This window comes from Tabrizicola sp. BL-A-41-H6, from assembly GCF_050632395.1.
In the GTDB taxonomy this organism is placed as follows: domain Bacteria; phylum Pseudomonadota; class Alphaproteobacteria; order Rhodobacterales; family Rhodobacteraceae; genus JAUYQR01.
Window position 1 is genome coordinate 3,576,585 of sequence record NZ_CP192600.1, and the last position, 25,070, is coordinate 3,601,654.

28 protein-coding genes are annotated in these 25,070 nt (G+C 65.5%); 7 read left to right on the forward strand and 21 right to left on the reverse strand.

Features of this window, described 5'->3' with window-relative positions; all coding sequences use genetic code 11:
* Positions 1 to 45: 45 nt before the first annotated feature.
* From ACROUL_RS17590 to ybgC, 11 genes are all read right to left on the reverse strand, one after another.
* Entirely contained in the window at positions 46 to 648 is a 603-nt protein-coding gene (locus tag ACROUL_RS17590; protein ID WP_431300734.1) for an MOSC domain-containing protein, read from the reverse strand.
* 57 nt (positions 649 to 705) lie between these two features.
* Positions 706 to 1,683 (reverse strand): magnesium transporter CorA family protein, encoded by a 978-nt coding sequence (locus tag ACROUL_RS17595; RefSeq protein ID WP_431300735.1) that lies wholly within the window; start codon positions 1,681 to 1,683, stop codon positions 706 to 708.
* 74 nt (positions 1,684 to 1,757) lie between these two features.
* Positions 1,758 to 3,668, reverse strand: coding sequence for an ATP-dependent zinc metalloprotease FtsH (ftsH, locus tag ACROUL_RS17600; protein WP_431300736.1), 1,911 nt, complete (start codon positions 3,666 to 3,668; stop codon positions 1,758 to 1,760).
* 77 nt (positions 3,669 to 3,745) lie between these two features.
* On the reverse strand, positions 3,746 to 4,948 hold the full coding sequence (tilS, locus tag ACROUL_RS17605; protein WP_431300737.1) for a tRNA lysidine(34) synthetase TilS: 1,203 nt from the start codon (positions 4,946 to 4,948) through the stop codon (positions 3,746 to 3,748).
* Positions 4,939 to 5,784 carry a tol-pal system protein YbgF gene (ybgF, locus tag ACROUL_RS17610; RefSeq protein WP_431300738.1) on the reverse strand — a complete coding sequence of 282 codons (846 nt, stop codon included), beginning with the start codon at positions 5,782 to 5,784 and terminating at the stop codon, positions 4,939 to 4,941. Before ybgF ends, tilS begins: the two co-directional genes overlap by 10 nt.
* A 1-nt stretch (position 5,785) precedes the next feature.
* Positions 5,786 to 6,313 carry a peptidoglycan-associated lipoprotein Pal gene (gene pal, locus ACROUL_RS17615; RefSeq protein ID WP_431300739.1) on the reverse strand — a complete coding sequence of 176 codons (528 nt, stop codon included), beginning with the start codon at positions 6,311 to 6,313 and terminating at the stop codon, positions 5,786 to 5,788.
* 110 nt (positions 6,314 to 6,423) lie between these two features.
* Positions 6,424 to 7,773: a Tol-Pal system beta propeller repeat protein TolB gene (tolB, locus tag ACROUL_RS17620; RefSeq protein WP_431300740.1), complete on the reverse strand. Its 1,350-nt coding sequence runs from the start codon at positions 7,771 to 7,773 to the stop codon at positions 6,424 to 6,426.
* A 100-nt stretch (positions 7,774 to 7,873) separates the two neighbouring features.
* Complete coding sequence (locus ACROUL_RS17625; protein ID WP_431300741.1) at positions 7,874 to 9,037, reverse strand: cell envelope biogenesis protein TolA; 1,164 nt, start codon at positions 9,035 to 9,037, stop codon at positions 7,874 to 7,876.
* Between the two features lie 15 nt (positions 9,038 to 9,052).
* The gene (tolR, locus tag ACROUL_RS17630; protein ID WP_431300742.1) at positions 9,053 to 9,523 is read right to left on the reverse strand and encodes a protein TolR; all 471 of its coding nucleotides are present in this window, start codon (positions 9,521 to 9,523) and stop codon (positions 9,053 to 9,055) included.
* Between the two features lie 3 nt (positions 9,524 to 9,526).
* The gene (gene tolQ, locus ACROUL_RS17635) at positions 9,527 to 10,222 is read right to left on the reverse strand and encodes a protein TolQ (RefSeq protein WP_431300743.1); all 696 of its coding nucleotides are present in this window, start codon (positions 10,220 to 10,222) and stop codon (positions 9,527 to 9,529) included.
* 117 nt (positions 10,223 to 10,339) lie between these two features.
* Positions 10,340 to 10,741, reverse strand: a complete 402-nt coding sequence (gene ybgC, locus ACROUL_RS17640) for a tol-pal system-associated acyl-CoA thioesterase (RefSeq protein ID WP_431300744.1) — start codon at positions 10,739 to 10,741, stop codon at positions 10,340 to 10,342.
* Between the two features lie 121 nt (positions 10,742 to 10,862).
* Between ybgC and ACROUL_RS17645 the strand changes: the two genes are divergently transcribed.
* Positions 10,863 to 11,309 carry a CreA family protein gene (locus tag ACROUL_RS17645; RefSeq protein WP_431300745.1) on the forward strand — a complete coding sequence of 149 codons (447 nt, stop codon included), beginning with the start codon at positions 10,863 to 10,865 and terminating at the stop codon, positions 11,307 to 11,309.
* A gap of 5 nt (positions 11,310 to 11,314) precedes the next feature.
* Here the strand turns inward: ACROUL_RS17645 and ACROUL_RS17650 are convergent, their stop codons facing one another.
* From ACROUL_RS17650 to ruvC, 4 genes are all read right to left on the reverse strand, one after another.
* Positions 11,315 to 11,947, reverse strand: a complete 633-nt coding sequence (locus ACROUL_RS17650) for a hypothetical protein (RefSeq protein WP_431300746.1) — start codon at positions 11,945 to 11,947, stop codon at positions 11,315 to 11,317.
* 167 nt (positions 11,948 to 12,114) lie between these two features.
* The gene (ruvB, locus tag ACROUL_RS17655; RefSeq protein ID WP_431300747.1) at positions 12,115 to 13,155 is read right to left on the reverse strand and encodes a Holliday junction branch migration DNA helicase RuvB; all 1,041 of its coding nucleotides are present in this window, start codon (positions 13,153 to 13,155) and stop codon (positions 12,115 to 12,117) included.
* Positions 13,156 to 13,158: 3 nt separating this feature from the next.
* Positions 13,159 to 13,824, reverse strand: coding sequence for a Holliday junction branch migration protein RuvA (gene ruvA, locus ACROUL_RS17660; RefSeq protein WP_431300748.1), 666 nt, complete (start codon positions 13,822 to 13,824; stop codon positions 13,159 to 13,161).
* A complete protein-coding gene (gene ruvC, locus ACROUL_RS17665; RefSeq protein ID WP_431300749.1) occupies positions 13,821 to 14,330 on the reverse strand; it encodes a crossover junction endodeoxyribonuclease RuvC in 510 nt (169 codons plus the stop codon). Before ruvC ends, ruvA begins: the two co-directional genes overlap by 4 nt.
* Before the next feature lie 322 nt (positions 14,331 to 14,652).
* Between ruvC and ACROUL_RS17670 the strand changes: the two genes are divergently transcribed.
* A complete protein-coding gene (locus ACROUL_RS17670; protein ID WP_431300750.1) occupies positions 14,653 to 14,856 on the forward strand; it encodes a DUF1127 domain-containing protein in 204 nt (67 codons plus the stop codon).
* Between the two features lie 76 nt (positions 14,857 to 14,932).
* Here the strand turns inward: ACROUL_RS17670 and ACROUL_RS17675 are convergent, their stop codons facing one another.
* The 4 genes from ACROUL_RS17675 to ACROUL_RS17690 form a co-directional block, all read right to left on the reverse strand.
* The gene (locus ACROUL_RS17675) at positions 14,933 to 15,280 is read right to left on the reverse strand and encodes a hypothetical protein (RefSeq protein ID WP_431300751.1); all 348 of its coding nucleotides are present in this window, start codon (positions 15,278 to 15,280) and stop codon (positions 14,933 to 14,935) included.
* A 120-nt stretch (positions 15,281 to 15,400) separates the two neighbouring features.
* Positions 15,401 to 16,285 carry a 50S ribosomal protein L11 methyltransferase gene (locus tag ACROUL_RS17680; protein ID WP_431300752.1) on the reverse strand — a complete coding sequence of 295 codons (885 nt, stop codon included), beginning with the start codon at positions 16,283 to 16,285 and terminating at the stop codon, positions 15,401 to 15,403.
* A gap of 51 nt (positions 16,286 to 16,336) precedes the next feature.
* Positions 16,337 to 16,990 (reverse strand): peptide-methionine (S)-S-oxide reductase MsrA, encoded by a 654-nt coding sequence (gene msrA, locus ACROUL_RS17685; RefSeq protein WP_431300753.1) that lies wholly within the window; start codon positions 16,988 to 16,990, stop codon positions 16,337 to 16,339.
* 51 nt (positions 16,991 to 17,041) lie between these two features.
* The gene (locus ACROUL_RS17690) at positions 17,042 to 18,277 is read right to left on the reverse strand and encodes an MFS transporter (protein ID WP_431300754.1); all 1,236 of its coding nucleotides are present in this window, start codon (positions 18,275 to 18,277) and stop codon (positions 17,042 to 17,044) included.
* 98 nt (positions 18,278 to 18,375) lie between these two features.
* On the opposite strand from ACROUL_RS17690, the gene ACROUL_RS17695 reads away from it, so the two are divergent.
* Complete coding sequence (locus ACROUL_RS17695) at positions 18,376 to 18,666, forward strand: DUF6958 family protein (protein ID WP_431300755.1); 291 nt, start codon at positions 18,376 to 18,378, stop codon at positions 18,664 to 18,666.
* A gap of 125 nt (positions 18,667 to 18,791) precedes the next feature.
* On the opposite strand, the gene ACROUL_RS17700 is transcribed toward ACROUL_RS17695, so the two are convergent.
* Positions 18,792 to 20,984: a primosomal protein N' gene (locus ACROUL_RS17700; RefSeq protein ID WP_431301336.1), complete on the reverse strand. Its 2,193-nt coding sequence runs from the start codon at positions 20,982 to 20,984 to the stop codon at positions 18,792 to 18,794.
* A gap of 90 nt (positions 20,985 to 21,074) precedes the next feature.
* Here ACROUL_RS17700 and fsa point away from each other — a divergent pair, with 90 nt between their 5' ends.
* From fsa to ACROUL_RS17720, 4 genes are all read left to right on the forward strand, one after another.
* The gene (fsa, locus tag ACROUL_RS17705; RefSeq protein WP_431300756.1) at positions 21,075 to 21,728 is read left to right on the forward strand and encodes a fructose-6-phosphate aldolase; all 654 of its coding nucleotides are present in this window, start codon (positions 21,075 to 21,077) and stop codon (positions 21,726 to 21,728) included.
* Positions 21,729 to 21,807: 79 nt separating this feature from the next.
* Entirely contained in the window at positions 21,808 to 22,500 is a 693-nt protein-coding gene (locus ACROUL_RS17710) for a DUF484 family protein (RefSeq protein WP_431300757.1), read from the forward strand.
* Positions 22,488 to 23,426, forward strand: a complete 939-nt coding sequence (locus ACROUL_RS17715; RefSeq protein WP_431300758.1) for a tyrosine recombinase XerC — start codon at positions 22,488 to 22,490, stop codon at positions 23,424 to 23,426. Before ACROUL_RS17710 ends, ACROUL_RS17715 begins: the two co-directional genes overlap by 13 nt.
* Positions 23,427 to 23,476: 50 nt before the next feature.
* A complete protein-coding gene (locus tag ACROUL_RS17720) occupies positions 23,477 to 24,181 on the forward strand; it encodes a CDP-alcohol phosphatidyltransferase family protein (protein ID WP_431300759.1) in 705 nt (234 codons plus the stop codon).
* On the opposite strand, the gene ACROUL_RS17725 is transcribed toward ACROUL_RS17720, so the two are convergent.
* On the reverse strand, positions 24,178 to 25,014 hold the full coding sequence (locus ACROUL_RS17725) for an EamA family transporter (RefSeq protein ID WP_431300760.1): 837 nt from the start codon (positions 25,012 to 25,014) through the stop codon (positions 24,178 to 24,180). The genes ACROUL_RS17720 and ACROUL_RS17725 overlap by 4 nt on opposite strands.
* Positions 25,015 to 25,070: the final 56 nt, after the last annotated feature.

A 25,070-nucleotide genomic window follows, 5' to 3' on the forward strand; every position in this document is an offset into this window, starting at 1 on the left:
GGAGGGTGTGAAACCCTCCGGGTGCCAGCAAAGGGCGACCGGGCGTTAAGTCCGCACTGCGTCCAGATGCGCCCAGACCCGCTGGTCCGGCACGTGCAGCGTCAGCGCATCGCCCACCCGCAACACTCCTTCCCGCTCCACCCAGGCCGTCACGCCGCGCTTGCCCTCTGCCACGGTCTTGAACCGCTTGCCGTGCCCCGGTCGCGCCTCTTCGATCGTCACGGCGGGTTCCTGACAGGGGCGGTTCTGCATGTCGATCACCAGCGTCACCCCATCCGGCCCCTGCAGCCGGCTTGATGGCGGCAGGTGACTGAAATCGGGGATGCCGGCAATCACCACCGACGCGCCGACCCAGGCATGGTCCATCGCCTCCAACCCGAGCTTTTCGGCCACCTCGGCCATCTCCTCGGCGCTGACCAGCGACAGTTGCCGCACGTTGCGGATCTCGGTGCCGCGCTTGTGCTGCTTTTGCACCCGGCTGCACGAGGGGCGCGTTACTCCGGCATGGCTTTCCCCGCCAAACCCCGCAAAGCTTAGCGGCATCTCCTCGACCGGCACGGCGCGGATCACAAGGTTTTCCACCGGCTCAGGCTGCGCGCCCAGCCAGACAATGGTTCCGACGATTTCAGTTGGCATCAAGGCAGGCATCGGACCCTCTCAAGGACGAAGAAAAAGAAACGAGGCGCGGTGTTGTCTGCGCACGGGTTACAGCCACTTCTTGGCCCGAAAGATCGCCCAAGGGATAACCGCCGACAGCAGCATCAACCCCAGCGCCATCGGATAGCCCCAGTCCCACTGCAACTCCGGCATATGGACAAAGTTCATCCCGTAGACGCTGGCAATAAGCGTCGGCGGCAGGAACACGAAGGCTACCACCGAGAATATCTTGATGATGTCCGCCTGCCGGATGTTGATCACCCCCAGCGTCGCATCCAGCTGGAACAGGATCTTGCGGCTTTGCACGCCCGCAGTTTCCCCCAAGGCGCGCACGTCGCGCAAAAGCACCTTAAGCCGCCCGCGGTCGATCCCCTTGACCGCCGCTTCCGCCGCATGGCCTGACGGCATCGACAGATAGCCAAGCAGCCGCTGGATCGTCGACAGGCTTTCCGTGATCTTGCCGTTCAGATCCTCCGCCCGCCCGATCCGCTGCAAGATTACCGCCAGCGTCGCCGCCTTGCCGCTGGGTCGATGCGCCTCGAAGATCGCCTTGGTCAGCGCATCCAGCTTGCGCGCCTCGCCTTCCAGCACGTCGGCCAGCCGCTCCACCATCGTCTCCATCAGCGCCAGCAGCGTTCCCTGCCCGCTGACACATCCCATCGGCGACCGCATCGCGCGGTCGGCGAACACCTTGAAAGAACCCGGCGCATGATAGCGCACCGTCACCAGCCGATCCTTGGCCAGCACAAAGGTCACGGGCGCGATCTCCGGCTCCTGCCCCTCGACCGAGGCCAGCACCTGCGCGGTCAGGAACAGCGCGCCCCTCTCGTCATAAAGCCGCGAGGATACCTCGATCTCCTGCATGTCCTCGCGCGTCGGGATATCCAGTTCCAGCGCCGCCTCGACCTGCTTTTCCTCGCCAGCCTTGGGGTCGTGCATGTCGATCCAGACCGCACTGGCCAGATCGTCCAGCCCGCCCTCCGCTGCGACCAGACGCCCCGCGTCGGCCCGATATACCCCGATCATCCCGATCCCTCCGCCATCCAGACAAAAGGCCCCGCGCGAACACGGGGCCTTCCTGCAATGCTGTCGTCACGTCCTCAAAGCGCCGGTTCCGGCTCCGGCCCGGGCTTCGGCGCCTTGGCCCGCGTCTTCGGGATCGACGCGATCGAGGTGACACCCCCGCCCGATGCAGGCTTGTCGTCGCCGTCAGGCCCGTCCAGCGGAAGGCCAGCCACAACCTTGTGGATCTCGTCGCCGGTCAGCGTTTCGTATTCCAGCAGGCCCTTCGCAAGCCGCTCGAACTCCACCGATTTCTCCAGAAGGATGCGCCGTGCCTCGGCATAACCCTCGTCGATCAGCGTCTTCACCTCGGCCTCAATCAGCCGCTTCGTCTCGGCCGACACACTGAAACCGCCGGTGTTGCCCTGATACCCCTCATGCGCCTCGGCGTAGTCAATGTTGCCGATCTTGTCCGACATGCCCCAGCGCATCACCATCGCCCGCGCCAGACCCGACGCCTGCTGGATGTCGCCTACGGGGCCAGAGGACACGCCCTCCTCGCCGTACTTGATGATTTCCGCCGCCTTGCCTGCCATCGTCATCGCGATGCGCTGTTTGGCCTCGTCCTTGTGCATCTGCAGACGGTCCATTTCAGGCAGGCTGACCACCATCCCAAGGGCACCGCCGCGCGGGATGATCGTCGCCTTGTAGACCGGGTCGCACTTCGGCAGCGCCATGCCAACGATGGCGTGGCCCGCTTCGTGATAGGCGGTCTTTTCCTTCTGGTCGTCGGTCAGCACCATGCTGCGACGCTCGGCGCCCATCATGACCTTGTCCTTGGCCTGCTCGAAATCGACCATAGTCACGAACCGCCGCCCGACACGCGCCGCCAGCAGGGCCGCTTCGTTCACAAGGTTCATCAGGTCAGCACCCGAAAACCCGGGCGAACCGCGCGCGATGGTGCGCAGGTCAACGTCCGGGCCCAGCGGCACCTTGCGGGCATGGACGTTCAGGATCTTCTCGCGCCCCTTGATGTCGGGGTTCGGCACGTGGATCGTGCGGTCAAAACGGCCCGGGCGCAGCAGCGCAGGGTCCAGTACGTCCTTGCGGTTGGTCGCTGCGACGATGATCACGCCCTCGTTCGCCTCGAAACCGTCCATCTCGACCAGAAGCTGGTTCAGCGTCTGTTCGCGTTCGTCATTGCCGCCGCCCATGCCGACGCCACGCGCCCGGCCCACGGCGTCAATTTCGTCGATGAACACGATGCAGGGCGCATTCTTCTTCGCTTGCTCGAACATGTCGCGCACGCGGCTTGCGCCCACACCCACGAACATTTCCACGAAATCGGAACCCGAGATGGTGAAGAACGGCACGCCCGCCTCGCCCGCAATCGCGCGCGCCAGCAGCGTCTTGCCGGTGCCGGGCGGGCCGACCAGCAGCGCCCCCTTCGGAATCTTGCCGCCAAGACGGCTGAACTTCTGCGGGTTGCGCAGGAATTCGACGATCTCTTCCAATTCTTCCTTGGCTTCGTCGATGCCGGCCACGTCGTCAAACGTCACCCGGCCCGACTTTTCCGTCAGCAGCTTGGCCCGGCTTTTGCCGAACCCCATCGCCCCGCCACGTCCGCCGCCCTGCATCCGGTTCATGAAGAAGAACCAGATTCCGATCAGCACGATGAACGGCAGCCACAGCGACAACAGCGACATGAGGCCCGACTGTTGCTGCGCTTCGGCCTGAACCTCGACGCCCTTTTCGATCAGGCGGTCAGTCACGTTCTCGCCGTCCGGCTTGATCGCCACATAAGTCTGGCCGTCCTTGGCGCGGATGATCACCCGCTCGCCGTCCAGCGTGACGCTGGTCACTTCGCCCGCATCAACCCGCGAGATGAAGTCGGAATAGGACAGCGTGCGCGAGCTCATCGTCGATTGCCCGCCGGAAAACAGCTGGAACAATGCCATGATCAAAACCAGCAGCACTACCCAGAATGCAATGTTTCGTGCGTTACCCACGAAGGATCTCCTGAATGATCCGCGCGTCCCGAGCGGGCGGCGGTCTTGTTGCTAAGATAGACATTCGGGCCAAGGGTTCAATGCGATAGTCCGAAAAGGTGGAAGGGTGCGTCGATCCGTGCCGACCAGCCGTTCGCAAACCCCGCCAAAGGGGCCGCAACCAGCGTCTCTCCGGCCCAGATGCCCGGCGTCACCGCCAGAACGTCGCGTGAAAACCCGGTCGCGCGCCAATCTGTGCAAGCGCGCAAACCCGCCGCTCCCAGCGCCCGAACTTCCAATTCCGCCCGCCACGGCCCCTCGATGACCCAGCGCCCGTCCCACAGCGGACCAGCGCCGCTCGCGGTTGCCTTCGCCTCGCGCATCAGAACACCGCACCGCAGCCGGCAGCCCCACAGCGTCGCATCGCGCCCCTCGATGATCGCCGCCGCCAGCCGCGCCACTGCATCTGCACGCGGGGCATAACCGGCACGCGAGACCCAAGCCAAGGCCGCAACCACCAGCCGCCGCCGCACCTCGCCCGGCAGCGCCGCAAACCGCGCCGCATCAAAAGTCAGCGCCCCCGCAGCCTCAGCCACCACCCGCGCCGCCGCATCTGCGGTCGCCGCGTCCAACGCCTCGCGCGCCTCGGCCAGATTGCGCGCCACCACGGCAAGCCCCTCCGCCGAAATCCCAAGCGGCTCCATCACCGCCAGCGCCTTGCGCGCCCGCACTCGCGCAAATCGGTCATTCTCGTTCGTTGGATCGTCGATCCAAGCGATGCCCTTCGCCTTCAGCCAGCCGCGCAACTCATCCCTCCCGGCGTCCAGCAAGGGCCGCACGAACCGCACGCCGCCCTCTGTCCAACTGGGCCGCATCCCCGCCAGCCCGTCGATCCCCGCCGCCCGCGCCAACCCCATCAACAGCGTCTCGGCCTGATCGTCGCGCGTATGGCCAAAGGCCACCACGCCGATCCCCCGCTCCACAGCCCAATCACGGATCAACCCGAGCCTCGCCCGCCGCGCCGCATCCATCAGGTTGCCACCCACCGCGCCATGCCGCCAGACCCGCACCTCGTGCCGCACGCCAAGTGCCGCGCAATCCGTCGCCACCGCCGCCGCCTCATCCCCGCTCTCGGCGCGCAAGGCATGATCCACCGTCACCGCCTCCACCGCCACCCCCGCCACACGGCACAGATGCAAAAGGGCGACGGAATCCCCGCCGCCCGAAAGCGCAACTCCCACCGTCTGATCGCCGGGCAGGGCGGCGCGCACCAGCCCCGTCAGCCGCGCCTCTACTGGCACGCAAGTCCCTGCATCGCCACACTCGATTGCGTCGCCGCGATGCTGCCGGGATAGCGTGCGCCAACCTCGGCCAGCGTGACGCAGGCTTCCTGCACCTGACCCAACTGACCCAGCGCCTCACCGAGCTTCAACAGCGCGTCCGGTGCGAACGGCCCTTCGGGGTTCCCGGAAAACGCTTCCAGATACGACCGCGCCGCATTCGACGTCTCACCAAGGTTGGTCAGCGCCTCGCCGCGCAGGTAATGCGCCTCCTGCGTCAGCGGTCCGCCAGGATAGGATTGGGTAAAGGTCGCAAAGAGCGATTCAGCACCGCGAAAGTCACCGGTGCCGAGCACCTCCTTGGCCCGGTCAAAGTCTGCCTGTTCACCCACCGCAAGCTCCGCGCCACCGGCACCGGTATCCGTGCCAACCGCCGGTTCCGTTCCCGTCGCGGGCACCGGCGTCGCCGCAGCCCCTGCATCGCCGCCAAGAACCGAGGTTTCGCCAAGGGTCATCGGGTCGCAACCCTCGGTCGCCTCACACAGGCGAAACTCCAGATCGCCCAACCGGTTGGTGCCATCCGCCACCACCCGGTTCAGCTTCAATTCCACCTCTTCGGTCCGCGCGGTCAGTCGCGACAACTCGGCCTCGATGGTGTCCATCCGGGTCAGCGCATCACCCCCCGCAGCCCCGTTCGCCGCCGACCCCGAGGCGACAAGCTCCGCCTTCAGCGCGTTGAACTCCGCCGCCAGCGACGCCAGTTCGGCACGAATGTCGGCCAAGGTCTGGGTCCGGTCCTGCGCAAACGCGCCGACCGGAACCATCACCAGCATCGCCAGAAGGCAGAGCCGCTTCACGTCAGACCCCCGCGCCCGCCGCCAGCACCGTCACGGCGCGGCGGTTCTTGGCGTAGCAGGCCTCTTCCGAACACACTTCCAGCGGGCGCTCCTTGCCGTAGGAAATCGTGCGCAGACGGCTGGCCTGCACACCCTGACTGATCAGGAAGTTCTGCACCGCCGCCGCGCGCCGCGCGCCAAGGGCAAGGTTGTATTCCCGCGTGCCCTGCTCGTCGGCGTGGCCTTCGATGATCGCGGCGTAGCCTGCGTTCGTCATCAGCCACTGCGCCTGACCGGCGAGGATCGTGCGGCCCTCGGGCGTCAGGGTGGACTGATCCACCGCGAACAGCACCCGGTCACCGACACGCTGGTTGAAATAGGCGATCGACGCCGGATCGTTCGGGTCGCCAAGACCGGTCGTGTCGATGCCCCCGGCACCGCCCGCACCACCGGCCCCGCCAGCGCCACCGGCACCATACCGGTCAGGATTGTTACAGGCGGCAAGGGCAAGCGTGGCCACCAGCAGAAGCGACTTCACTGCGAAACTCATGGATTTCTTCCTTCTTATTGGCTCGATTGGGCTTTTTGGCTCGATTACGCTTGAATTGCGGCGACTCTAGCAGTTTCGCGCCGCCAAGGGAATCGGCGGCGCGTCACAATTCATGGCAAAAGCGGCGACCATGCCGGGTCCGATGCCGGGCCTTCGGTCGGGATCTGTTTCAGGTTCCGCCCGGTGATGTCCACCGACCACAGGCTCGCCTGACCGCCCGCACCGCTGGTCTCACGGGTGAACATCAGCACACGCCCGTTCGGCGCCCAGGTCGGACCCTCGTCAAGGAAAGATGCCGTCAACAGACGCTCTTCGCTGCCGTCCGACCGCATCACGCCAATGTGGAACCGCCCCGCGTTCTGCTTGGTGAACGCGATCAGGTCACCGCGCGGCGACCAGACCGGGGTGCCATAGCGCCCCTGCCCGCCCGAAATCCGCTGCCCTTCACCTCCGCTTGCCGGCATCACATAGATCTGCGGCGTGCCGGTGCGGTCAGACTCGAACACGATCTGGCTGCCATCGGGGCTGAACGACGGCGCAGTTTCAATCGACGGCGCGTTGGTCAGCTGCGACAACCCGCCCGAACTCACGTTCAGCGCGTAGATGTCAGTATTGCCGCCACGTTCAAGGCTGAATACAACCGTGCCGCCATCAGGCGAAAAGCGCGGTGCAAAAGTCATCGTGCCGGGCTGCTCGTCCAACGACCGGCGATCAAGGCTGCCCACGTCCATCAGGGTGATGCGCGGAAAACCGGACTCGTAGCTGGTGTAAAGGATACGGTCGCCGGTGGGCGAAAACCGCGGCGCCAGCACGATGGCGGCGCTGTCCGTCAGATATTGGACGTTCGCGCCATCGTAATCCATCACCGCCAGCCGCTTCAGCCGCTCGTTCTTCGGACCGGACTCAGACACGAACACCACCCGGCTGTCGAAATAGCCGCCCTCGCCTGTGATCTTGGAATAGACCACATCCGCCACCTTATGCGCCATCCGCCGCCAGCCCTGCGTGGTGCCGGCAAACTGCAAGGCCGCCCCTTCCAGCGTGGTGCCGTTGAACACGTCATGCGCGCGGAACTTCACCGTGATGCGGTCACCCGACACGCTGACCGCGCCCGTCACCAGAACCTGCGCGTTGATCGCCTTCCAGTCCTCATAGGCCACCGTGCTGTCGAACGAAGTGACGCGGCTGATATGCGCATCCTCCGGGATCGCGCGGAAGAAACCCGTGCCTTCAAGGTCGGATTGCACGACGCGGCTGATCTCGCGGGCGTAATCCCCCGCGCCGCCTTCGTCGATGAACCCGGCAATCGCAATCGGCATCGGCTCGATGACACCCGATCCGATGACGATGCGCGGCGGCGCGTTCTGTGCCAGCACCGGGGCCGCACCTGAAAGCGCAAGCCCGACCGCAAGGGCAAGTCCCACCCCGACCGGAAGGATTGCGCGGAAAACTGATCTCATGGGCCTCATGCTCCGTTTTTCTTTTCGTTTAGCCCACCCAGGGCGCGGCAAGGAAGGGGAAAGACACACGACAAGTGCCCCTCGATTAACGCATGACCTGTCATCTCAGCCTCATTCCATTGGGGTCAAAAACCAGATCAAGCACGCGCCAAGTGTCGTATTTGTCCGCGGGTAGCGGAATTCCGCCGTCCTGCGAGGCCCGCAGCACCGCCCGCCGCGCCGCGCTGAACGCGGTCGAAGTGGCGGCCTCGGTCGGACCATCGGATTCCAGCAGTTCGATATCCGTCGGCTGCCCCTCGGGCGAGAAGCTCACCCGCACCACGATTGTCGTGCGCAAGGCGTCGGTAGAGGCCGATCCAAGGTTCCATTTGTTGCCGATGGCGCTGCGCACATCGCCCACTTCGCCAGCGGTCAGCGGCGGCCCCTGCGGCAGGTCCGACCCGCCGGTGTCGCTGGTGGCTTCGCTGGTATCCTCGGCCAAGGCTTCGGCAAGCGCGTCCGCCACGGCGTCCTCCGCCGGTGCCTCTGCCGCCGGTTCTTCGGTGGGCTGCTCGGTCGGCGCATCGACCGCAGCCGCCACCTCCGCCGCCACATCTTCCGGCGCTGGCTCCGGCGGACGCTCGGGCTTTGCGCGCGGACGTATTGACGCGGTCATGCCCAAGGCCTCGGTCTGATCCTTGTTGGCCTCGGTCTCCAGCACCGTGCCGGTATCTTCGGCCACGGTTGCCTCGGTCTGTTCCTGCGGCACCACAGGTTCTTCGGTCGGCTGGTCGCTGACCGCTGGCGTCGGGGTGTCCGAGGTCTGGGCATCCTCCGGCACGTCGGTAGGCACGGGTGCTACGATCTCCGCCGCATCCGGCACCGCCTGCTCCTCCTGGCTGGGCGAGGGCAGCAACTGCTCCTCCGCCGCAGTCGGCAGGTCTTCCGGTACCGGCTCGGGCGCGGGTGTCGGCTCTACCACCGGCTCGGGGGTGGGCTCGGGCGCGGGCTCCGGTGCTGGCTCCGGCACGGGTTCGGGTTCCACCACCGGCTTCGGGCGCGGCTTCGGCGTTGGCGCGGGCTCCTCCGAAGGCGTCGGGGTCGAGGCCGCCGCCTGCAGCGCATCGAACTCCGCGCTCGTCATCATCGACACCTGGGTGACGATCACCTGATCGGCCGGTGCAGGCGCAAACAGCCAATCCCCCAGGATCACCCAGAGGATCAGCCCGGCATGGCCAAGCCCGGAAACCAGCGTGCCAGTCTGCACCCTCGGCTGCACCCGCATCTGCACCCTGCGCCCTTAGTTGCCGCTGCCGAAGGTCGGTCCCTCGGCGTCTGTCACCAGACCGATCTCGTTGAAGCCGCCCGCATTGAGCGCGCCCATGACCTGCGCCACCCGCTCATACGGGATCGACCCGTCGGCACGCAAAAACACCTTCTTCGACGTCCGCTCCGCCGCGATCGCCTGCAACTTCGGGATCATCTCGCCGTCCGCAACCTCGGTGTTCTGGATCGACAGCGTGCCCGCCGCGGTGATGGAGATCGTCAGCGGCTCTTCCTGCTCGGTCGGCAGCGCGCTTGCGGCCGTCTTCGGCAGTTCAACCGGCACTCCCACCGTCAGCATCGGGGCGGCCACCATGAAGATGATCAGCAACACCAACATCACATCCACGAAGGGCGTCACGTTGATCTCGCTCATCGCCGCCGCCTTGCCGCGACGCCGCCCCCGGCGTCCGCCGCCCCCGCCGCCCTTGATGACCCCGGCCCCCACGGCTCAGGCGTCCAATTGGCGCGACAGGATCGTCGCGAACTCGTCGGCAAAGCTTTCATAGCCGCCAAGGATGCGCTCGCTGTCGGAATTCAGCTTGTTGTAGAACACCACCGCCGGAATTGCCGCGATCAGGCCCACGCCGGTCGCCAGCAGCGCCTCGGCAATACCCGGCGCCACGACGGCAAGGTTGGTGTTCTGCGAAATCGCGATCTGCTCGAAACTGTGCTTGATGCCCCAGACCGTCCCGAACAGGCCGATGAACGGCGCGGTCGATCCCGTAGTGGCCAGAAACGCCAGCCCGGTGTTCAGCCGCTCACTTTCGCGGTTGATCGCCACGTCCATCGCCCGGTCGATCCGCGCCTGCGCGCCCGCGATCAGCCCGCCGTCCTGCTTGTGGCTGCGCCGCCATTCCAGCATCCCGGCCGCAAAGATCTTTTCCGATTGCCCCTGCGGGTCCGGCCCGATCTTCTCGAACAGTTCGTCCAGCGGCTCGCCCGACCAGAACGCCCGGTCGAACACCGTCGCCTCGCCACGCGCCTTGCGGAACATGATGTGCTTTTGAATGATGATCGCCCATGACCAGAAAGACATGATCATCAGCATCATCATGACGATCTTAACCGTCAGGGTTGCACGTGCAAAAAGGGCGAGCATGGAGAAATCAATCTCCTGCGCCATCGCAAGGGTGTCCGTTTCCATACGCCTGCTCTTGTTGATCGGGCCGTTTCTCGGCTCCGTTACCTGTGATTCTATCAAGGTTACAGGGCGAATGCCAACACAAGTCTGCGTGCAGCGGGGATTTGCCGCCCGACCGCGCTAATGCACCTGCCCCAGAAGCCGCAGCCGAACCTGCGGTGGAACCCGCGCCGGCGCGCCCGTCTCGCTCAGACAGACCAGCGTCACCACCGCCTGAAACAGCCGCTCGCCACCCCGACTGATGGTCTGCTCCAGCACCAGCCGCGCGCCGGTTGCTGCCTGCAACACCGTCTCCACCAACAGATCATCGGCAAACTTCGCGGGCCGCAGGTAATCCGCCTCCACCCGCCTGACGGCAAAGACGATGCCATCGGACGCGCGCAGCGCCATCTGGTCGATGCCCAGTGACGCCACCCATTCCGTCCGCGCCCGCTCGATGAACTTCAGGTAATTCGCGTAATAGACGATCCCGGCCAGATCGGTATCCTCGTAATAGACGCGCAGGGCAAAGAGGTGGGCCACGCTTTCCTCCGACAGATACGGCCCGCCAGCCTTAGCGCGCCCTCGGCCGTGCCGTCAAAGGCCCTTGTGCCGGACGCAGCAAAGCCCCACGTTCACTCCCTCCCCGATCCGAGGTTTCCCCATGCGCGCGTCCCTTTTCGCCATCCTGTCGTTTTTTGCCACCCCCGCCCTCGCCGAAGAGGTTGGCCGCGTCGGCGTAGACTGGGTCGGCAACGATGTGGTGATCGAGGCTTTCGCCGATCCCGCCGTGCAGGGCGTCACCTGCCACATCGCCTATTTCGAACGCTCGGTGTTCGACCGGCTGCAACAGGGCAACTGGTTCGAAGACCCGTCCTATTCTGCCGTCGATTGCGTGCAGACCGGCCCCATCGTTCTGGGCGACATCGAACGCGGCCCGGAAGGCGAGGATATCTTCTCCGAACGCCAGTCCTTGATCCTCAAGGCCGTCCGCGTGACCCGCATTTTCGACGAGGCGAACAACAGTCTGATCTACCTCGCCCATGCCTCCGAGGTGACGCAAGGCTCGGGCAAGATGTCGCTTTCGGTGATCCCGCTCACCGCGCCCTGACAGGGTCAGGAGGTGCGCCCGATCCGTGCCGCCAGCCGCAGCGCATGGCTTGCGTCCCGCGCCATCACCGGCAGCACCGGATCATAGGCCGCCCGTATGACCGCGCCAATCTCGGGCCGCAGGATCACCTGATCCCCCACCCGGCCCAAGGGCGAGGTGTCCGTAAACGCCCGGTCCGACCACAAAAGCATCGTCTGCACCGCTTGCGCCAGCGCCAGCACCTCGGCCGGAACCGCGCTCAGATGCGCGTCCATCCGCAGGAACACGAAGGCCGCCTTGATCGCCCCGTCGGGATCAAACCGAAAGATGCGGTACTGGTTCGCATCCGCCGCAGCCAGCCTGTCGCACAACGGGCGCAACTCCGGCACCAACCGGTCCAGGTCAGGCACCTCAGGCAACTCGGCCCAGTCGCGCACGAAAAACACCATCAGGTTCGCGCCCAGTTCCGGGTCCGTCTCGGCCATCTTGTGCCCGGCCAGCGTAACCACCGCCTCGAACGCGCCTTTGATGACGGGCAGCGTCTCTGCCTCCACGCCGAACACCACCGGCACGATGGGCCGCCCCCAACGCGCGAAAAGATACTGCCCGTCGCCGCGCGTGAACAACGCCTGCACCGCCTCCGGCCCCAACGCTTCCATGTGCCACCCCTGATGAAACCCGGGCGCAGCCTTACCGCTGCGCGTTGTCCGAAATCAAGGCACCGCGGGCGCCGCTGGGAAGCGCAAGGGCTTAACAAGGTCTAAATGACCGATCCAACCCATTGATTTCATTTATTCCAGAAAATGTCCCACCGTGGGACACGGGCTCACGCCTCGAACAGATCCGCCTGCCCCGGCTTTCCGGGTTCGGGCCCCTTCGGCGGCTCCAGCCCCAGATGCCGCCAGGCCTTCATCCCCAGCATCCGCCCCCTCGGCGTCCGCAAAATCAGCCCCTGCTGCAAGAGGTAAGGCTCGATAACCTCCTCGATCGCATCCCGCGGCTCGCTCAACGCCGCCGCGATCGTCTCCACCCCGACCGGCCCGCCGCCATAATTCTCGGCCAGCAAGGTCAGATACCGACGGTCCGCCCCATCCAGCCCCAACTGGTCCACCCCGAGCCGCGTCAACGCCCGGTCCGCCAAGGCCCGGCTGATCTTGCCGCCCTCCTCGACCAGCGCAAAGTCCACCACCCGCCGCAGCAAGCGTCCCGCAATCCGCGGTGTCCCCCGCGCCCGCCGGGCAATCTCGCGGCACCCCTCCGGCGCCGCCTCAACCCCCATCAACCGCGCCCCACGGCTGACGATCTCGAACAACTCCGCGTCCGAATAGAACTCCAGCCGCGTCGGTATCCCGAACCGGTCGCGCAGCGGAGTCGTAAGCAACCCCAGCCGCGTCGTCGCCCCGACCAGCGTGAAGGGCTGCAAATCAATCCGCACCGTCCGCGCCGCCGGCCCCTCGCCGATCACCAGATCCAGCGCGAAATCCTCCAGTGCCGGATACAGCACCTCCTCCACCACCGGCGACAGGCGATGGATCTCGTCGATGAACAGCACATCGCGCGGTTCCAGGTTGGTCAGGATCGCCGCCAGATCGCCGGGCTTGGCCAGCACCGGGCCCGAGGTCATGCGAAAGCCCACCCCCAACTCCCGCGCCATGATCTGCGCCAGCGTGGTCTTGCCCAGACCGGGCGGCCCATGAAACAGCGTGTGGTCCATCGCCTCACCCCGCATCCGGGCGCTGGCGATGAACACGGCCAAGTTCGCCCGCGCCTCCGCCTGCCCGATGAATTCGGCCAGCATCTGGGGGCGCAAGGCACGGTCCATATCCTCGGGCAGCTTTTCGGGGCGCAATGCTGGATCAGGTTCCATTGCTTACCTCGGCGCCAAAAGCTTCAGGCTGGCGCGGATCAGCGTCGCGGTATCGGCCTCGGGCTGGTCTCCGGCCACCGTCGCCACCGCTTGCGCCGCATCGCCCTGCCCGTAGCCAAGGTTCAACAGCGCCGACAACGCATCCGCCGTCACCGCCGCCCGCGCCGCACCTGCGGCGGGCCTTGGCGCGGCACGCGGCGCCTCGGCCTCGATCACCACGTCGTCGGCCACGGCAACCGCCGCCAGCGACACACCCGCCGCCATCACCCCCGGCGCCTTGGCCTTCAACTCCAGGATCACCCGCTGCGCCAGTTTCGGCCCCACGCCCGGCGCTGCCTGAATGGCGCGCGCATCACCCAGCGTGATCGCCCGCGCCGCGCCCTCGGCCCCCAGCGTGCCAAGGATCGCCATCGCGGCCTTCGCCCCGACTCCCTGCACAGTGGTCAAAAGCTTGTGCCACTCCTTCTCCAGCATGGTCGGAAAGCCAAACAACTGCAGCAGATCCTCCCGCACCAGAAGCTCTGTATAAAGACTGACCGCCTCGCCAAACCCCGGCATCCCGGCCAGTGTCCGGTCGCTGACATGCACGATGTACCCGACCCCGCGCACGTCGATCAGCACATGGTCGGCCCCACGCCAGTCCAGCCGCCCTGAAATCCTGCCGATCATCCCGCCGCCCTCAACGCCGCCTGCAACCGGCCCGCCGATTGCAGATGATGCGCGTGGCAAATCGCCACCGCCAGCGCATCCGCCGCATCGGCCCCGGCGATCTGCACCCCCGGAAACTGCAACCGCACCATGTGGTCGACCTGCACTTTCGCTGCGTGCCCGACGCCCACGACCGTCTTCTTCACCGCGTTCGGCGCATATTCCCCGACCACCAGCCCGAACCGCGCCGGAACCAGCAGCGCAATCCCCCGCGCCTGCCCCAGCTTCAACGTCGCCACCGCGTCCTTGTTGACGAACGTATGCTCCACCGCGGCTGCATCCGGCGCATGCGTCTTCAATACGGCGGTCAACTGATCGAACAGGCTAAGCAGCCTTTGCGCCAGATCGCCATCCTCGCCCGCCGAATGACAGATGCCGTTCGCCACGTGGCTAAGCCGCGCCCCGGCCACGTCAATCACCCCCCAGCCGAGGTTTCGCAGACCCGGATCAATGCCGATGACGCGCATGCCTGCCCTCTTTTCTTGCTCTTGGCGCCGGATTAGCACGAATAGGGAACATCCGCCAACCGCTTTCGCCACTTGCGACCGGTCCTGCGGTCCATTATGCAAATGCAGAAAGCGACAGGGCGGCTCACGAAACCGACGAAATCGCGCCCTCCGTCAGGAACGCCCTGAAAAACATGACGAAATTGCGACAGAAGTCATGCACTGGCTGCAACCCGGCATTGCCAATTGCTCGCCTTGCTTTGCACATGCAGCACGACTATCTGGCACTGCATGGAGGAATAAGCCTCCGTATTGTGCAGTATAAGAACAAAGGATACCCGCCATGGCCGCCGTCGATACGACCCGCCCGGCGCCCCTCGGCGCCATCACCACTTACCGTGCCATCAACGGCATGACCCGTGCATTTGCCGCAATCGGCGCCTGGAATGATGCCCGCATCACCCGCCGCGCCCTTGGCAAGCTGTCGGACCGCGAACTTGACGATATCGGCCTGTGCCGCGGCGACGTGGATCTGATGGGCCGCTGATCGGCCCATCCTCCCGCCAGAATGACAAAGGCCGCATCCGAAGATGCGGCCTTTTGCATTTCGTGGACCGGACGGGTCAGCGCGGCAGTGCGGCCTGCAACTGGCCCGAAATCCAGACCGTCACCGGATCAGCCTGCATCAGCCAGCTGCCGACCGGATCGAAGCCCTGACCAACCGCAAGCGCATCGACGCGCAGCTGGTAGGTTTCGGCACCGATGTAGTAGTGGATCATGCCCTTCAGCCCGGCACCCATCAGCAGGATAATCGCCAGCGGCTTGAGGAACTTCCAGCTGCGCGCCTTGCGGTTGCCAAGCGCCGAGCGTCCGAGAGTTCCGGGCGCCTCGAAGCCGTAGCCTTTGGCATGGGCCTTCTCGATCCGCGATACGCGGCTGTAGAAGTCATTGAGGTTCGGATCTACCCACATAATCAATCCCTGCCGAGAAAATTGTGTACCAAAATAGGTTCGCGCTACTTTGCGGCAAAAGTGCGGCACGTCAAAGCTTCTGCCTTGGGCTCGCCACAAAAAGCGAGCAGTTGCAGTTAATTAGGTCCGCTCAAGAACCAATGCCGACCACTCGCCAAGATCGTTTCGGCTATGCAAACGGAAACCTGCCGCCTCATAGGCCGCGATCACTGCCTCGGCCTGCACAACCAGCAGTCCAGAGAGAATCACCACCCCACCGCGGGCCACTTGCCGGGCCATGTCCGGGGCAAGTTCGATCAGCGGCCCCTTCAGGATATTGGCAAAGACAAGGTCGAACGGCCCCGCCTCGGCCAGTCTGGGGTGCTGGAAACCAGCCGCCTCAAGACATTCCACCCGGCCCCGCAGACCGTTGATCGCCACGTTGGCCTCAGCCACATCCACCGCCACGCGGTCGATGTCGGATGCGATCACCAGCGCATCGGGCAGCGTCGCCGCAGCGGCCATCGCCAGAACCGCGGTCCCACAGCCGATGTCGGCCACCTTGGCAAACCGCTTGCCCGCCGCCAGCAGGCCGTCAAAGGCCAGAAGGCAACCCAGCGTCGTGCCGTGATGCCCGGTGCCAAAGGCCACGGTCGCCTCGATCTGCAGCGCAACCCGGCCAGCGGCCTTGGCGGCAGCGCCCGCCTCGATATCGTGCGAGCCATAGACGTAGAACCGCCCCGCATCGACCGGGCTCAATTCGCGCCGCACCTTGGCAACCCAATCCACCTCGGGGATCTCCGACACCGCAAAGGGCCGGGCGCCAAAGGCCACCGCCACCACTTCCAGCATCACCATGTCGGGCGCTTCAAGAAAGTAGGCGCCAACTTCCCACAGCCCCGAACCATCCTCGATCTCGAACACCCCGACACCGGTCGGCTCCGGCGTCATGCGCTCCATCACATCGGCAAGGGCGCGGGCGGCATCTTCGCCCGGCAGGGTGGTCAGGGCGGAATAGGTGGGCATCGGTGAACCTTTCGGGGTGCCGGGGCCGGATAGCCCCGGCCTCCGGCAGGGTCAAGCGGTGACGCCGGTGCCGATCGGGCAAGTCACGCCAGTGCCGCCGATCCCGCAATAGCCGTCAGGATTCTTCGCCAGATACTGCTGGTGATAATCCTCGGCGAAATAGAAGGTCGGAACCGGCACGATTTCCGTGGTTATGGCACCCCGCCCGGCCGCAGCAAGAGCTGTCTGGTAGACGGCCTTCGACGCCTTCGCCGCCGCCTCCTGCTCGGGGGTGTAGGTGTAGATCCCCGACCGGTAGGTCGATCCCACGTCATTGCCCTGCCGCATCCCTTGGGTCGGGTCGTGATTTTCCCAAAACAGCTTCAGCAACCGCTCATAGCTGACCACCGCGGGATCATAGATCACCCGCACCACCTCGTTATGTCCGGTCAACTGGGTGCAGGTTTCCTTGTAGGTCGGGTTCGGCGTGTAGCCCCCGGCGTAGCCGACCATCGTCAGCCACACCCCCGGCACGGCCCAGAACTTGCGCTCCACGCCCCAAAAGCAGCCCATCCCGAACATCGCCTCGGCCATGCCCTCGGGCACCGCCGATTTCAGCGGCAGACCCGAGATGAAATGCGTCTCGGCCGTCGGCAATGGCGTCGGTCGACCCGGCAGCGCATCCTCGGGACGCACCATTTCGGTCGCTTTGCGGGTGAAGAACATGGGGGACACCTCCGTGATTACCATGTTGATATAGGGCCCCGGGCCCGAAAGTCACTCCGCCGGCTGTGGCAGACCGCGCGAGAACACGGTCTCGTGTCCCGGCTCGGGGTGGCGCGGGATCAGCGCGATCAACGCAACCGCCACCATTGCCATTCCTGCCCCAAGAAAAAACACGTAATCCGGCGCCAGCGCCCAAAGATAGCCAAGCGCCGCCGGCAGGAACACCGCCGCGATATGGTTGATGGTGAAGGCCACCGCCTGCGTCGGCGCGATGTCGCGCGGATCGGCGATCTTCTGGAAATAGGTCTTCAGGCTGAACGACAGCGCAAAGAACAACTGATCGAGTATATACAGGCCCGAGGCCACGATCAGCCCCCAGCCAAACCAGTAAAGCCCGCCGTAGGCCAGAAACACCAGCGTCAGCCCGATGTATTCGAACCCCATCACGTTGCGCTCGCCGTAGCGGCCCAGGGCACGGCCCATCGCCGGTGCAATCGCCATGTTGATCACATAGTTCACCATCAACAGCGCGGTCATCTCGCTGACCTTCATGCCGAAGCGTTCCACCATCATGAAGCCGGCAAAGACCACGAAGATCTGCCGCCGCGCCCCGGCCATGAACTGCAAGGCATAGTAAAGCCAGTACCGCCGCCGCAGGACCATGTGCTTGTGCTGCCGGTGCGGCGCCTCGAACTGCGGGTAGACGACGGCCGCAAAAAGCGCGATGATCGCCGTCAGAGCCCCCGACGCCAGATAGACCGTGTTGTAATCAAGCCCCAGCGCATCCCACAACAGCACGATCGCGCCATAGACCGCCAGCGACGCCCCCGCCCCCACCGCGACGATCCGGCCCATGACCTGCGGCGCGCGGTCCTTCGGCGTCCATTGCAGTTGCAGCGACTGGTTCACCGTCTCGAAGTAGTGAAACCCGATCGAAGACAGCAGCGTGGTGACCAAAAGCCCGGTGAAACTCGGGTACCATGCCGTCACCCCCGAGGCGGCACCAAGCAGCACCAGCCCCACCACCGCCAGCACCTGCTCGCGGAACACCAGCAACAGCGCAATCACCCCAATTGCCAGCAACCCCGGTATTTCGCGCACCGTGTGCAGCCAGCCAATTTCCTTGCCGGTGAAGCTCGCCACCTCGATGACGAAGTTGTTCAGCAGCGCCGACCACGTCGCAAAGCTCAGCGGCATTGCCGCCGCCAGAAGATAGAGCAGCGTTTCAGGCCGCTGCCATCTGGGCAGACTGGCGGCGGCAGTCATGGAAACGGTCGGGCGGGACATGCTTTCCGACTACACGGCACGGCCGCCTGCGCAAAGCAAAAGCTTGTGTCCGGTACAAGGTAGCGTGATCATCGCCGGCATCAGAAAGGACGCCGCCGATGCCCGAAAAGATCCTCGTCCAGAATGTCGGCCAGCCCGGCAAGACCTACAGCGTCGATGCCGCGAAATACGCCGAGATGCGCGCCGCGGTCCTTGCTGAAACCCCCACCGCACCCCCCGGTCTGACCCCCGCCCAGATCATCGCGGCGGTCAAACCCCACCTATCCGCCACGCTTTTCCCCGGTGGCGAAACCGCCGGATGGTGGGTCAAGTGCGTGCAGCTTGATCTCGAGGCGAAGGGCATCCTCGTCCGTGCCGCGAAACCCCCGGTCCGCCTCCACCGCTCCTGACCAATCTCATCTGTCCCAAAATATCCCCGCCGGAGGCTCCCCGAACCGGCCAGCCCACCCGACCGCAGACGCTTTGCGCTTCCCTCCCCACTCGTGATGGACGAGGAGAGAGAGGGGGCGCGCGCCTAAAGAAAACTCTGCGGGTCGATGTCCACAGCCAGCCGCAGGTTGGTCGGCAGCTTGAACTGCCCCACCCATTCCGCCAGCGCCGCCTGCAACGGGGCCGCCTTGTCGGCCTTGACCAACAGCCGCACCCGGTGCCGCCCCCGCACCCGTGCGATAGGCGCGGGCGCAGGCCCGTAAACCTCGGCCCCGATCCGCTTCAACGGTCCGTCGCGGCGCGCAAGTTCAGTGCCGAAATCGAACACCTGCGCCACATCGGGCGACGACAGGATGATCCCGGCCATGCGCCCGTAAGGCGGCACGCCCGCCGCCCGTCGCTCCGCCGCCTCGGCCTTCCAGAACGCTTCCTCGTCGCCGCCAAGGATCGCGCGGATCACCGGATGCTCCGGCTGATGGGTCTGCAACCACGCCTCACCCGTCCGCTCCGCCGTGCGCCCCGCCCGCCCCGCCACCTGCCGCATCAACTGAAACGTCCGCTCCGCCGCGCGCAGGTCCGATCCTTGCAGCCCGAGGTCCGCGTCGATCACGCCCACCAACGTAAGCAGCGGAAAGTTGTGCCCCTTGGCCACGATCTGCGTGCCGATGATGATATCCGCCCCGCCCGCCGCGATCACCCCGATCTGTTCCTTCAACGCCCGTGCCGAACCGAACAGGTCCGACGACAGCACCGCCAGCCGCGCATCGGGAAACCGCGCCGCGACCTCCTCGGCCAGCCGTTCCACGCCCGGCCCCACAGCGGCCATCCGGCCCTCCACTCCGCACGCAGGACAAGCCAGCGGCACCGGCTTTGTCGCGCCGCACTGATGGCAGACAAGCCGCTTTTGAAACCGATGCTCCACCATCCGCGCGTCGCAGTGGTCGCAGCCGACCTGATGCCCACAGGCCCGGCACAGCGTCACCGGCGCATAGCCGCGACGGTTCAGGAACAACAAAGCCTGCTCGCCCTTGGCCACCACCGCCCGCACCTTCGCGGCCAGGGCTTCCGAAATCCAGCGATCCCCCGCCAGCCGCTCTGCCCGCATGTCGATGGCCTGCATCTTCGGCAGTTCCGCAGCGCCGAACCGACTGCCGAGGTCCAGCCGCTGATACTTCCCAGCCTCCACATTCGCCCAGCTTTCCAGCGACGGCGTGGCCGAGGCCAGCACCACCGGGCACCCCACAATCGCTGCGCGCAAAACCGCCATGTCGCGGGCGTTGTAAAGAACACCGTCCTCCTGCTTGTAGGAACTGTCGTGTTCCTCATCGACGACGATCAGCCCAAGGTGCTGAAACGGCAGGAACAAGGCCGACCGGGCGCCCACCACAAGCCCCGCTTCACCCTGCCCGACCATCCGCCACAGCCGCCGCCGTTCGGTCATCGTGACGCCCGAGTGCCACTCCGCCGGCTTCGCGCCAAACCGCGCCTCGACCCGCGTCAGGAACTCCGATGTCAGCGCGATTTCCGGCAACAGCACCAGCGCCTGCCGCCCCTGCCGCAACGTCTCGGCCACCGCCTCCAGATATACGTCGGTCTTGCCCGATCCGGTCACGCCCTTCAGCAGGGTCGCCGAATACCCGCCCATCGCCACAGCCGCGACCAGTGCATCGCCTGCCGCAACCTGATCACCCTCCAGATGCGCCATGCCTTTCGGGTTCAACACCGGATAGGGCGTGTCCTTGGGCGCGTCCTCCTCGGACACCACCCCCAGCTTCACCAGCCCCTTGATCACCGAGGCACCGCACCCCGCCGCCTCGGCCAACTCGCCCAGCGTCACGGCAGCGCCACCCCAGCCACGCAGCGCCTCGACCACACGAAACCGGGCATCGGTCAGGGAATTCGGCACCACCCCGGTCAGCCGATACACCCGGCGCGTCGAAGGTGGATCACCAAGCCCCGGCGCGCGGGTCGCCAACCGCAGCATCGCTGGCACCGGGGTCAGCGTGTAATCGGCGGCCCGCGCCAGAAACTGCCGCAACTCGGCCCGCATCGGTGGCGCATCCAGCACCCGGTTCACAGCGCGGATCTTGGCCGGATCGAACCGCCCCTCACCCGGCCCCCAGACCACGCCCAGCACCCGTCGCGGGCCCAAGGGCACCTCGACATAATCGCCCGTGCCGCAACCGCCCTCCGGCGCGCGATAATCCAGTGCGCCAAGACCGGACCGCCCCAAGGCTTCGGTCGTCACGACGCCGACCAGATCGCCCTCGGCAAACATCTGATCCGTCAAGCCGTGACCTTTCCCTTGAGTTCGGTTTGGGGTAAACCCCGGACCGATCCCTTACAACCCTTCCGAAGGACCGGCCCCATGAAATTCTTCGTCGACACCGCCGACGTGCAGGCAATCGCCGAACTCAACGATCTTGGCATGGTTGACGGTGTCACCACCAACCCCTCGCTGATCCTGAAATCCGGTCGCGACATCCTTGAGGTCACCAAGGAAATCTGCGGCATCGTCTCGGGCCCCGTGTCGGCCGAAGTCGTCGCGCTGAAGGCCGACGACATGATCGCCGAAGGGCGCAAGCTTGCAGCCATCGCGCCGAACATCGCCGTGAAGGTGCCGCTGACCTGGGATGGCCTCAAGACCTGCAAGGTGCTGTCGGGCGAAGGCTTCATGGTCAACGTGACGCTCTGCTTTTCGGCCAATCAGGCGCTTTTGGCGGCCAAGGCCGGGGCGACCTTCATCTCGCCCTTCATCGGGCGGCTTGACGACATCAACCTTGATGGCCTCGACCTGATCGGCGACATCCGCACGATCTATGACAACTACGATTTCAAGACCCAGATCCTTGCCGCCTCGATCCGCACCGCGAACCACGTCAAGGATTGCGCCCTGATCGGCGCCGATGTCGTGACCGCACCGCCATCGGTGATCAAGGCGCTGGCCAGCCACGTCCTGACCGACAAGGGGCTGGAACAGTTCATGGCCGACTGGGCAAAGACCGGCCAGAAGATCCTCTGACCTTTTCCCTCTCGCCTCGCCTTTTGGTTTGCCGCTATATTGCCCGGACACTCTCAGAACAGGTCCGGGCAACCAACCAATGATCGAACAAGACCTGCGCGACCGCATCCTCGCAGAACCCGAACGGTTCTTGGAAGACCGTGACGTAATGAACGCCCTCGTCGCTGCGAACGAACGCGCGATGGGTGCGAATATCGTCGATCTGCGCGGCATCGCCATGCAACGGCTGGAATCGCGGCTTGACCGGCTGGAAGACACCCACCGTTCGGTGATTGCCGCCGCCTACGAAAACCTCGCCGGCACCAATCAGGTGCACCGCGCGGTGCTGCAGTTGCTCGACCCGCTGAGCTTCGAAGACATGCTCCGCACCCTTTCGACCGAAGTGGCGCAAACCCTGCGTGTCGATTGCGTGCGCCTTGTGCTTGAATCGATGCAGGATGACGCCGAGCCTGCGTTGCAGCGGCTGGGCGAAGTGCTGCGCGTCGCGGGACCGGGCTTTGTCTCGGATTACATGGCAAACGGGCGGAATGTCTCGGCGCGCCCTGTGGTGCTGCGTCAGATCGCGCCGGGGACCGACACGATCTATGGCCAGCAGGCCGCCGATATCCGGTCCGAAGCATTGATGCGGCTCGATTTCGGAACCGGTAGCCTGCCCGGAATGCTGGTTTTCGGGTCGGAAGACCCGCATCAGTTCAAACCGGTGCATGGCACCGACCTCCTCGCCTTCTTCGCCGGCGTGTTCGAACGCACGATGCGGCGATGGCTGAACTGACGACAAACATCGCGCTGTCGCCGGGCCTGCGCGATGCGCTGTCGGGCTGGTTGCAACACATCAAGGCGCTCGACGGCGCGTCGGCCAACACAGTGGCGGCCTACGGGCGCGACGTTGCACGCTATCTCGGCTTTCTCGCCGCGCACCACGGCGATGCGGTGGGCGTCACCGCTGTTGCCAACGCCGAACACGGCGACCTGCGCTCGTGGATGGCGGCAGAACGGGCGCGCGGCGTATCGGCCCGCTCGCTGGCGCGCGAATTGTCGGCGGTCAAGAATTTCACCGCCTGGCTTGTAGATCGGCAGGGCGGCGACGCCACCGCGATCCTGTCAGCGCGCGGCCCGAAGTTTCGGCGCAAACTGCCCCGCCCTCTGACCGAGGACGGCGCGAGCGACCTTCTCGCCACGGTCGGCGACGATGCCGCAGAAGACTGGATCGCTGCGCGCGACATTGCTGTCGTCACCCTGCTTTACGGCTGCGGCCTTCGCATCTCCGAAGCCCTAGCCCTTACCGGCGCCGACCTCCCGCTGCCAGATGTGCTGCGCGTCGCGGGCAAGGGCGGCAAGACCCGACTTGTCCCGGTTCTGCCCGCCGCCCGCTCCGCCGTGGACCGCTACGCAGCACTTGCCCCCTTCGAGCTTTCCCGGACCGAAGCACTTTTTCGCGGCGCGCGCGGTGGCCCGCTGAACCCGCGCCTGATCCAATTGGCGATGGAACGCACCCGCCTGCGGCTTGGCCTGCCCGCCACGGCAACGCCCCACGCGCTGCGCCACAGCTTTGCCACCCATCTTCTGTCGGCTGGCGGTGATCTGCGTGCCATTCAGGAACTTCTGGGCCACGCTTCGCTTTCCACAACGCAGGGCTACACCGCCGTCGATGCCGCCCGCCTGATGGAGGCTTACGAAAATGCGCATCCCCGCGCCTGACCGGCACGCCGATTCTTGCACCCTTGCGGGATTTGCGCGATGAACGCTGCATGACACCGCGTCTGAACGCCCTTTCCGTCCACCTGCTGACAGCCACCGGCGCGGTTCTGTCGATGTTCGCCATGCTGGCAGCGGTCGAGGAAAAGTGGAGCATGATGTTCCTCTGGCTGGTGGTGGCGCTGATTGTCGATGGCATCGACGGCCCGCTCGCCCGCCGTTTTGACGTGCGCAAGAACTGGCCTACCTATGATGGCGTGTTGATGGATCTCATCATCGACTACATCACCTACGTGTTCATCCCGGCCTTCGCGCTGTTCAAATCCGGGCTTCTGCCGGGCTGGACCGGATGGCTGGCGATCATCGTGATCTGCTACGGCTCGGTAATCTATTTCGCTGACACGAGGATGAAGACCAAGGACAAGTCCTTTGCGGGATTCCCGGCGTGCTGGAACATGGTCGTGCTGGTCCTCTTCGCCACGCAGCCGTCCCAAGGCGTGATTCTTGCCACGGTGATCCTGCTGACCGTGACCATGTTCACCAACCTCAAGTTCATCCACCCAGTTCGCACAACACGCTGGTACCCAATTTCGCTGACCGTCTGCGTCTTGTGGATCGTCTTTGCCGGCTGGGCCGCCTGGACCGATTTCACCGAAGGCCCGTTTGCCAAATGGGGCCTGATCCTCACCTCGCTCTATCTCGTTTGCGCGGGCATCGTGCAGCAGGTGGTGCCCGAAGGCATACGCCGCGTCCGCTAAAGCCGGGTCAGGATCACCCCGGCAACGATCACCCCTGCGGCCAGCGCCTTTTCCCCGGTCATCCGCTCGCCGAAGGCCAGCCAGCCGATCAGCACCGCGAACAGGATCGACGTCTCGCGCAGCGCCGCCACCACGGCAATCGGCGCGACCGTCATTGCCCAGATCGACACCGCATAGGCCCCGTAACTTGCCGCCGACGCGAATGACCCCATCCGCCACGCATGCCAGTTTCGCGGGATCACGTCCCACCCGCGCAGGGCCAGCATCCCCAGCGTGAAGAAGCACCCATCCGCCACGAACACCCAGGCCACATAGGCCACCGGCGCGCCCGACACCCGCGCGCCCATGCCGTCGATCATCGTATAGGTCGCCGTCGCCACCGCCGAGCCCAGCGCAAAGGGCAACATCTTGCGATCCTCGCCGCTGGTGAACACGCCCTTCGCCATCAGCAGGATGCCCGCGCCCAAGACCGCAATCGCCAGATACTCGAACGGCGCGACCACATCGGCCAGAATGAACGCCCCCACCAACGCCACCACCATCGGCGCGGCCCCCCGCGCGATGGGATAGACGCGGGACAGATCGCCCCGGTCATAGGCGTAGGTCAGAAAGAACTTGTAGCAGAAATGCGTGCAGCCCGCCGCCAGCACCCACGGGATTGCCGCCGGATCAATCGGCGGCGCGAAACTGATCACCGCCAGCCCGATCGGCACCTCGACGATCGACAGGATCACCATCCCGCCCACCTTGGACGTGCCAAGCTTGATCAGCGCATTCCACAAGGCGTGCAGGAATGCCGCACCAAGAACCGCCAGAAAGACGCCAAGGGTCAAGACACACCCGCCATGCGAACCGCTGCCCTCTGGCTATGCCCGTCCGCTGCGCCGCA

Bases quoted from the DNA above. Each gene is read 5' to 3' on its own strand.
- ACROUL_RS17590 (WP_431300734.1), bottom strand. From the start codon at position 648: ATGCCTGCCTTGATGCCAACTGAAATCGTCGGAACCATTGTCTGGCTG.
- ACROUL_RS17595 (WP_431300735.1), bottom strand. From the start codon at position 1,683: ATGATCGGGGTATATCGGGCCGACGCGGGGCGTCTGGTCGCAGCGGAG.
- pal (WP_431300739.1), bottom strand. From the start codon at position 6,313: ATGAGTTTCGCAGTGAAGTCGCTTCTGCTGGTGGCCACGCTTGCCCTT.
- tolB (WP_431300740.1), bottom strand. From the start codon at position 7,773: ATGAGATCAGTTTTCCGCGCAATCCTTCCGGTCGGGGTGGGACTTGCC.
- ACROUL_RS17625 (WP_431300741.1), bottom strand. From the start codon at position 9,037: ATGCGGGTGCAGCCGAGGGTGCAGACTGGCACGCTGGTTTCCGGGCTT.
- tolQ (WP_431300743.1), bottom strand. From the start codon at position 10,222: ATGGAAACGGACACCCTTGCGATGGCGCAGGAGATTGATTTCTCCATG.
- ACROUL_RS17645 (WP_431300745.1), top strand. From the start codon at position 10,863: ATGCGCGCGTCCCTTTTCGCCATCCTGTCGTTTTTTGCCACCCCCGCC.
- ACROUL_RS17650 (WP_431300746.1), bottom strand. From the start codon at position 11,947: ATGGAAGCGTTGGGGCCGGAGGCGGTGCAGGCGTTGTTCACGCGCGGC.
- ruvB (WP_431300747.1), bottom strand. From the start codon at position 13,155: ATGGAACCTGATCCAGCATTGCGCCCCGAAAAGCTGCCCGAGGATATG.
- ruvA (WP_431300748.1), bottom strand. From the start codon at position 13,824: ATGATCGGCAGGATTTCAGGGCGGCTGGACTGGCGTGGGGCCGACCAT.
- ruvC (WP_431300749.1), bottom strand. From the start codon at position 14,330: ATGCGCGTCATCGGCATTGATCCGGGTCTGCGAAACCTCGGCTGGGGG.
- ACROUL_RS17670 (WP_431300750.1), top strand. From the start codon at position 14,653: ATGGCCGCCGTCGATACGACCCGCCCGGCGCCCCTCGGCGCCATCACC.
- ACROUL_RS17675 (WP_431300751.1), bottom strand. From the start codon at position 15,280: ATGTGGGTAGATCCGAACCTCAATGACTTCTACAGCCGCGTATCGCGG.
- ACROUL_RS17680 (WP_431300752.1), bottom strand. From the start codon at position 16,285: ATGCCCACCTATTCCGCCCTGACCACCCTGCCGGGCGAAGATGCCGCC.
- msrA (WP_431300753.1), bottom strand. From the start codon at position 16,990: ATGTTCTTCACCCGCAAAGCGACCGAAATGGTGCGTCCCGAGGATGCG.
- ACROUL_RS17690 (WP_431300754.1), bottom strand. From the start codon at position 18,277: ATGTCCCGCCCGACCGTTTCCATGACTGCCGCCGCCAGTCTGCCCAGA.
- ACROUL_RS17695 (WP_431300755.1), top strand. From the start codon at position 18,376: ATGCCCGAAAAGATCCTCGTCCAGAATGTCGGCCAGCCCGGCAAGACC.
- ACROUL_RS17700 (WP_431301336.1), bottom strand. From the start codon at position 20,984: ATGTTTGCCGAGGGCGATCTGGTCGGCGTCGTGACGACCGAAGCCTTG.
- fsa (WP_431300756.1), top strand. From the start codon at position 21,075: ATGAAATTCTTCGTCGACACCGCCGACGTGCAGGCAATCGCCGAACTC.
- ACROUL_RS17710 (WP_431300757.1), top strand. From the start codon at position 21,808: ATGATCGAACAAGACCTGCGCGACCGCATCCTCGCAGAACCCGAACGG.
- ACROUL_RS17715 (WP_431300758.1), top strand. From the start codon at position 22,488: ATGGCTGAACTGACGACAAACATCGCGCTGTCGCCGGGCCTGCGCGAT.
- ACROUL_RS17720 (WP_431300759.1), top strand. From the start codon at position 23,477: ATGACACCGCGTCTGAACGCCCTTTCCGTCCACCTGCTGACAGCCACC.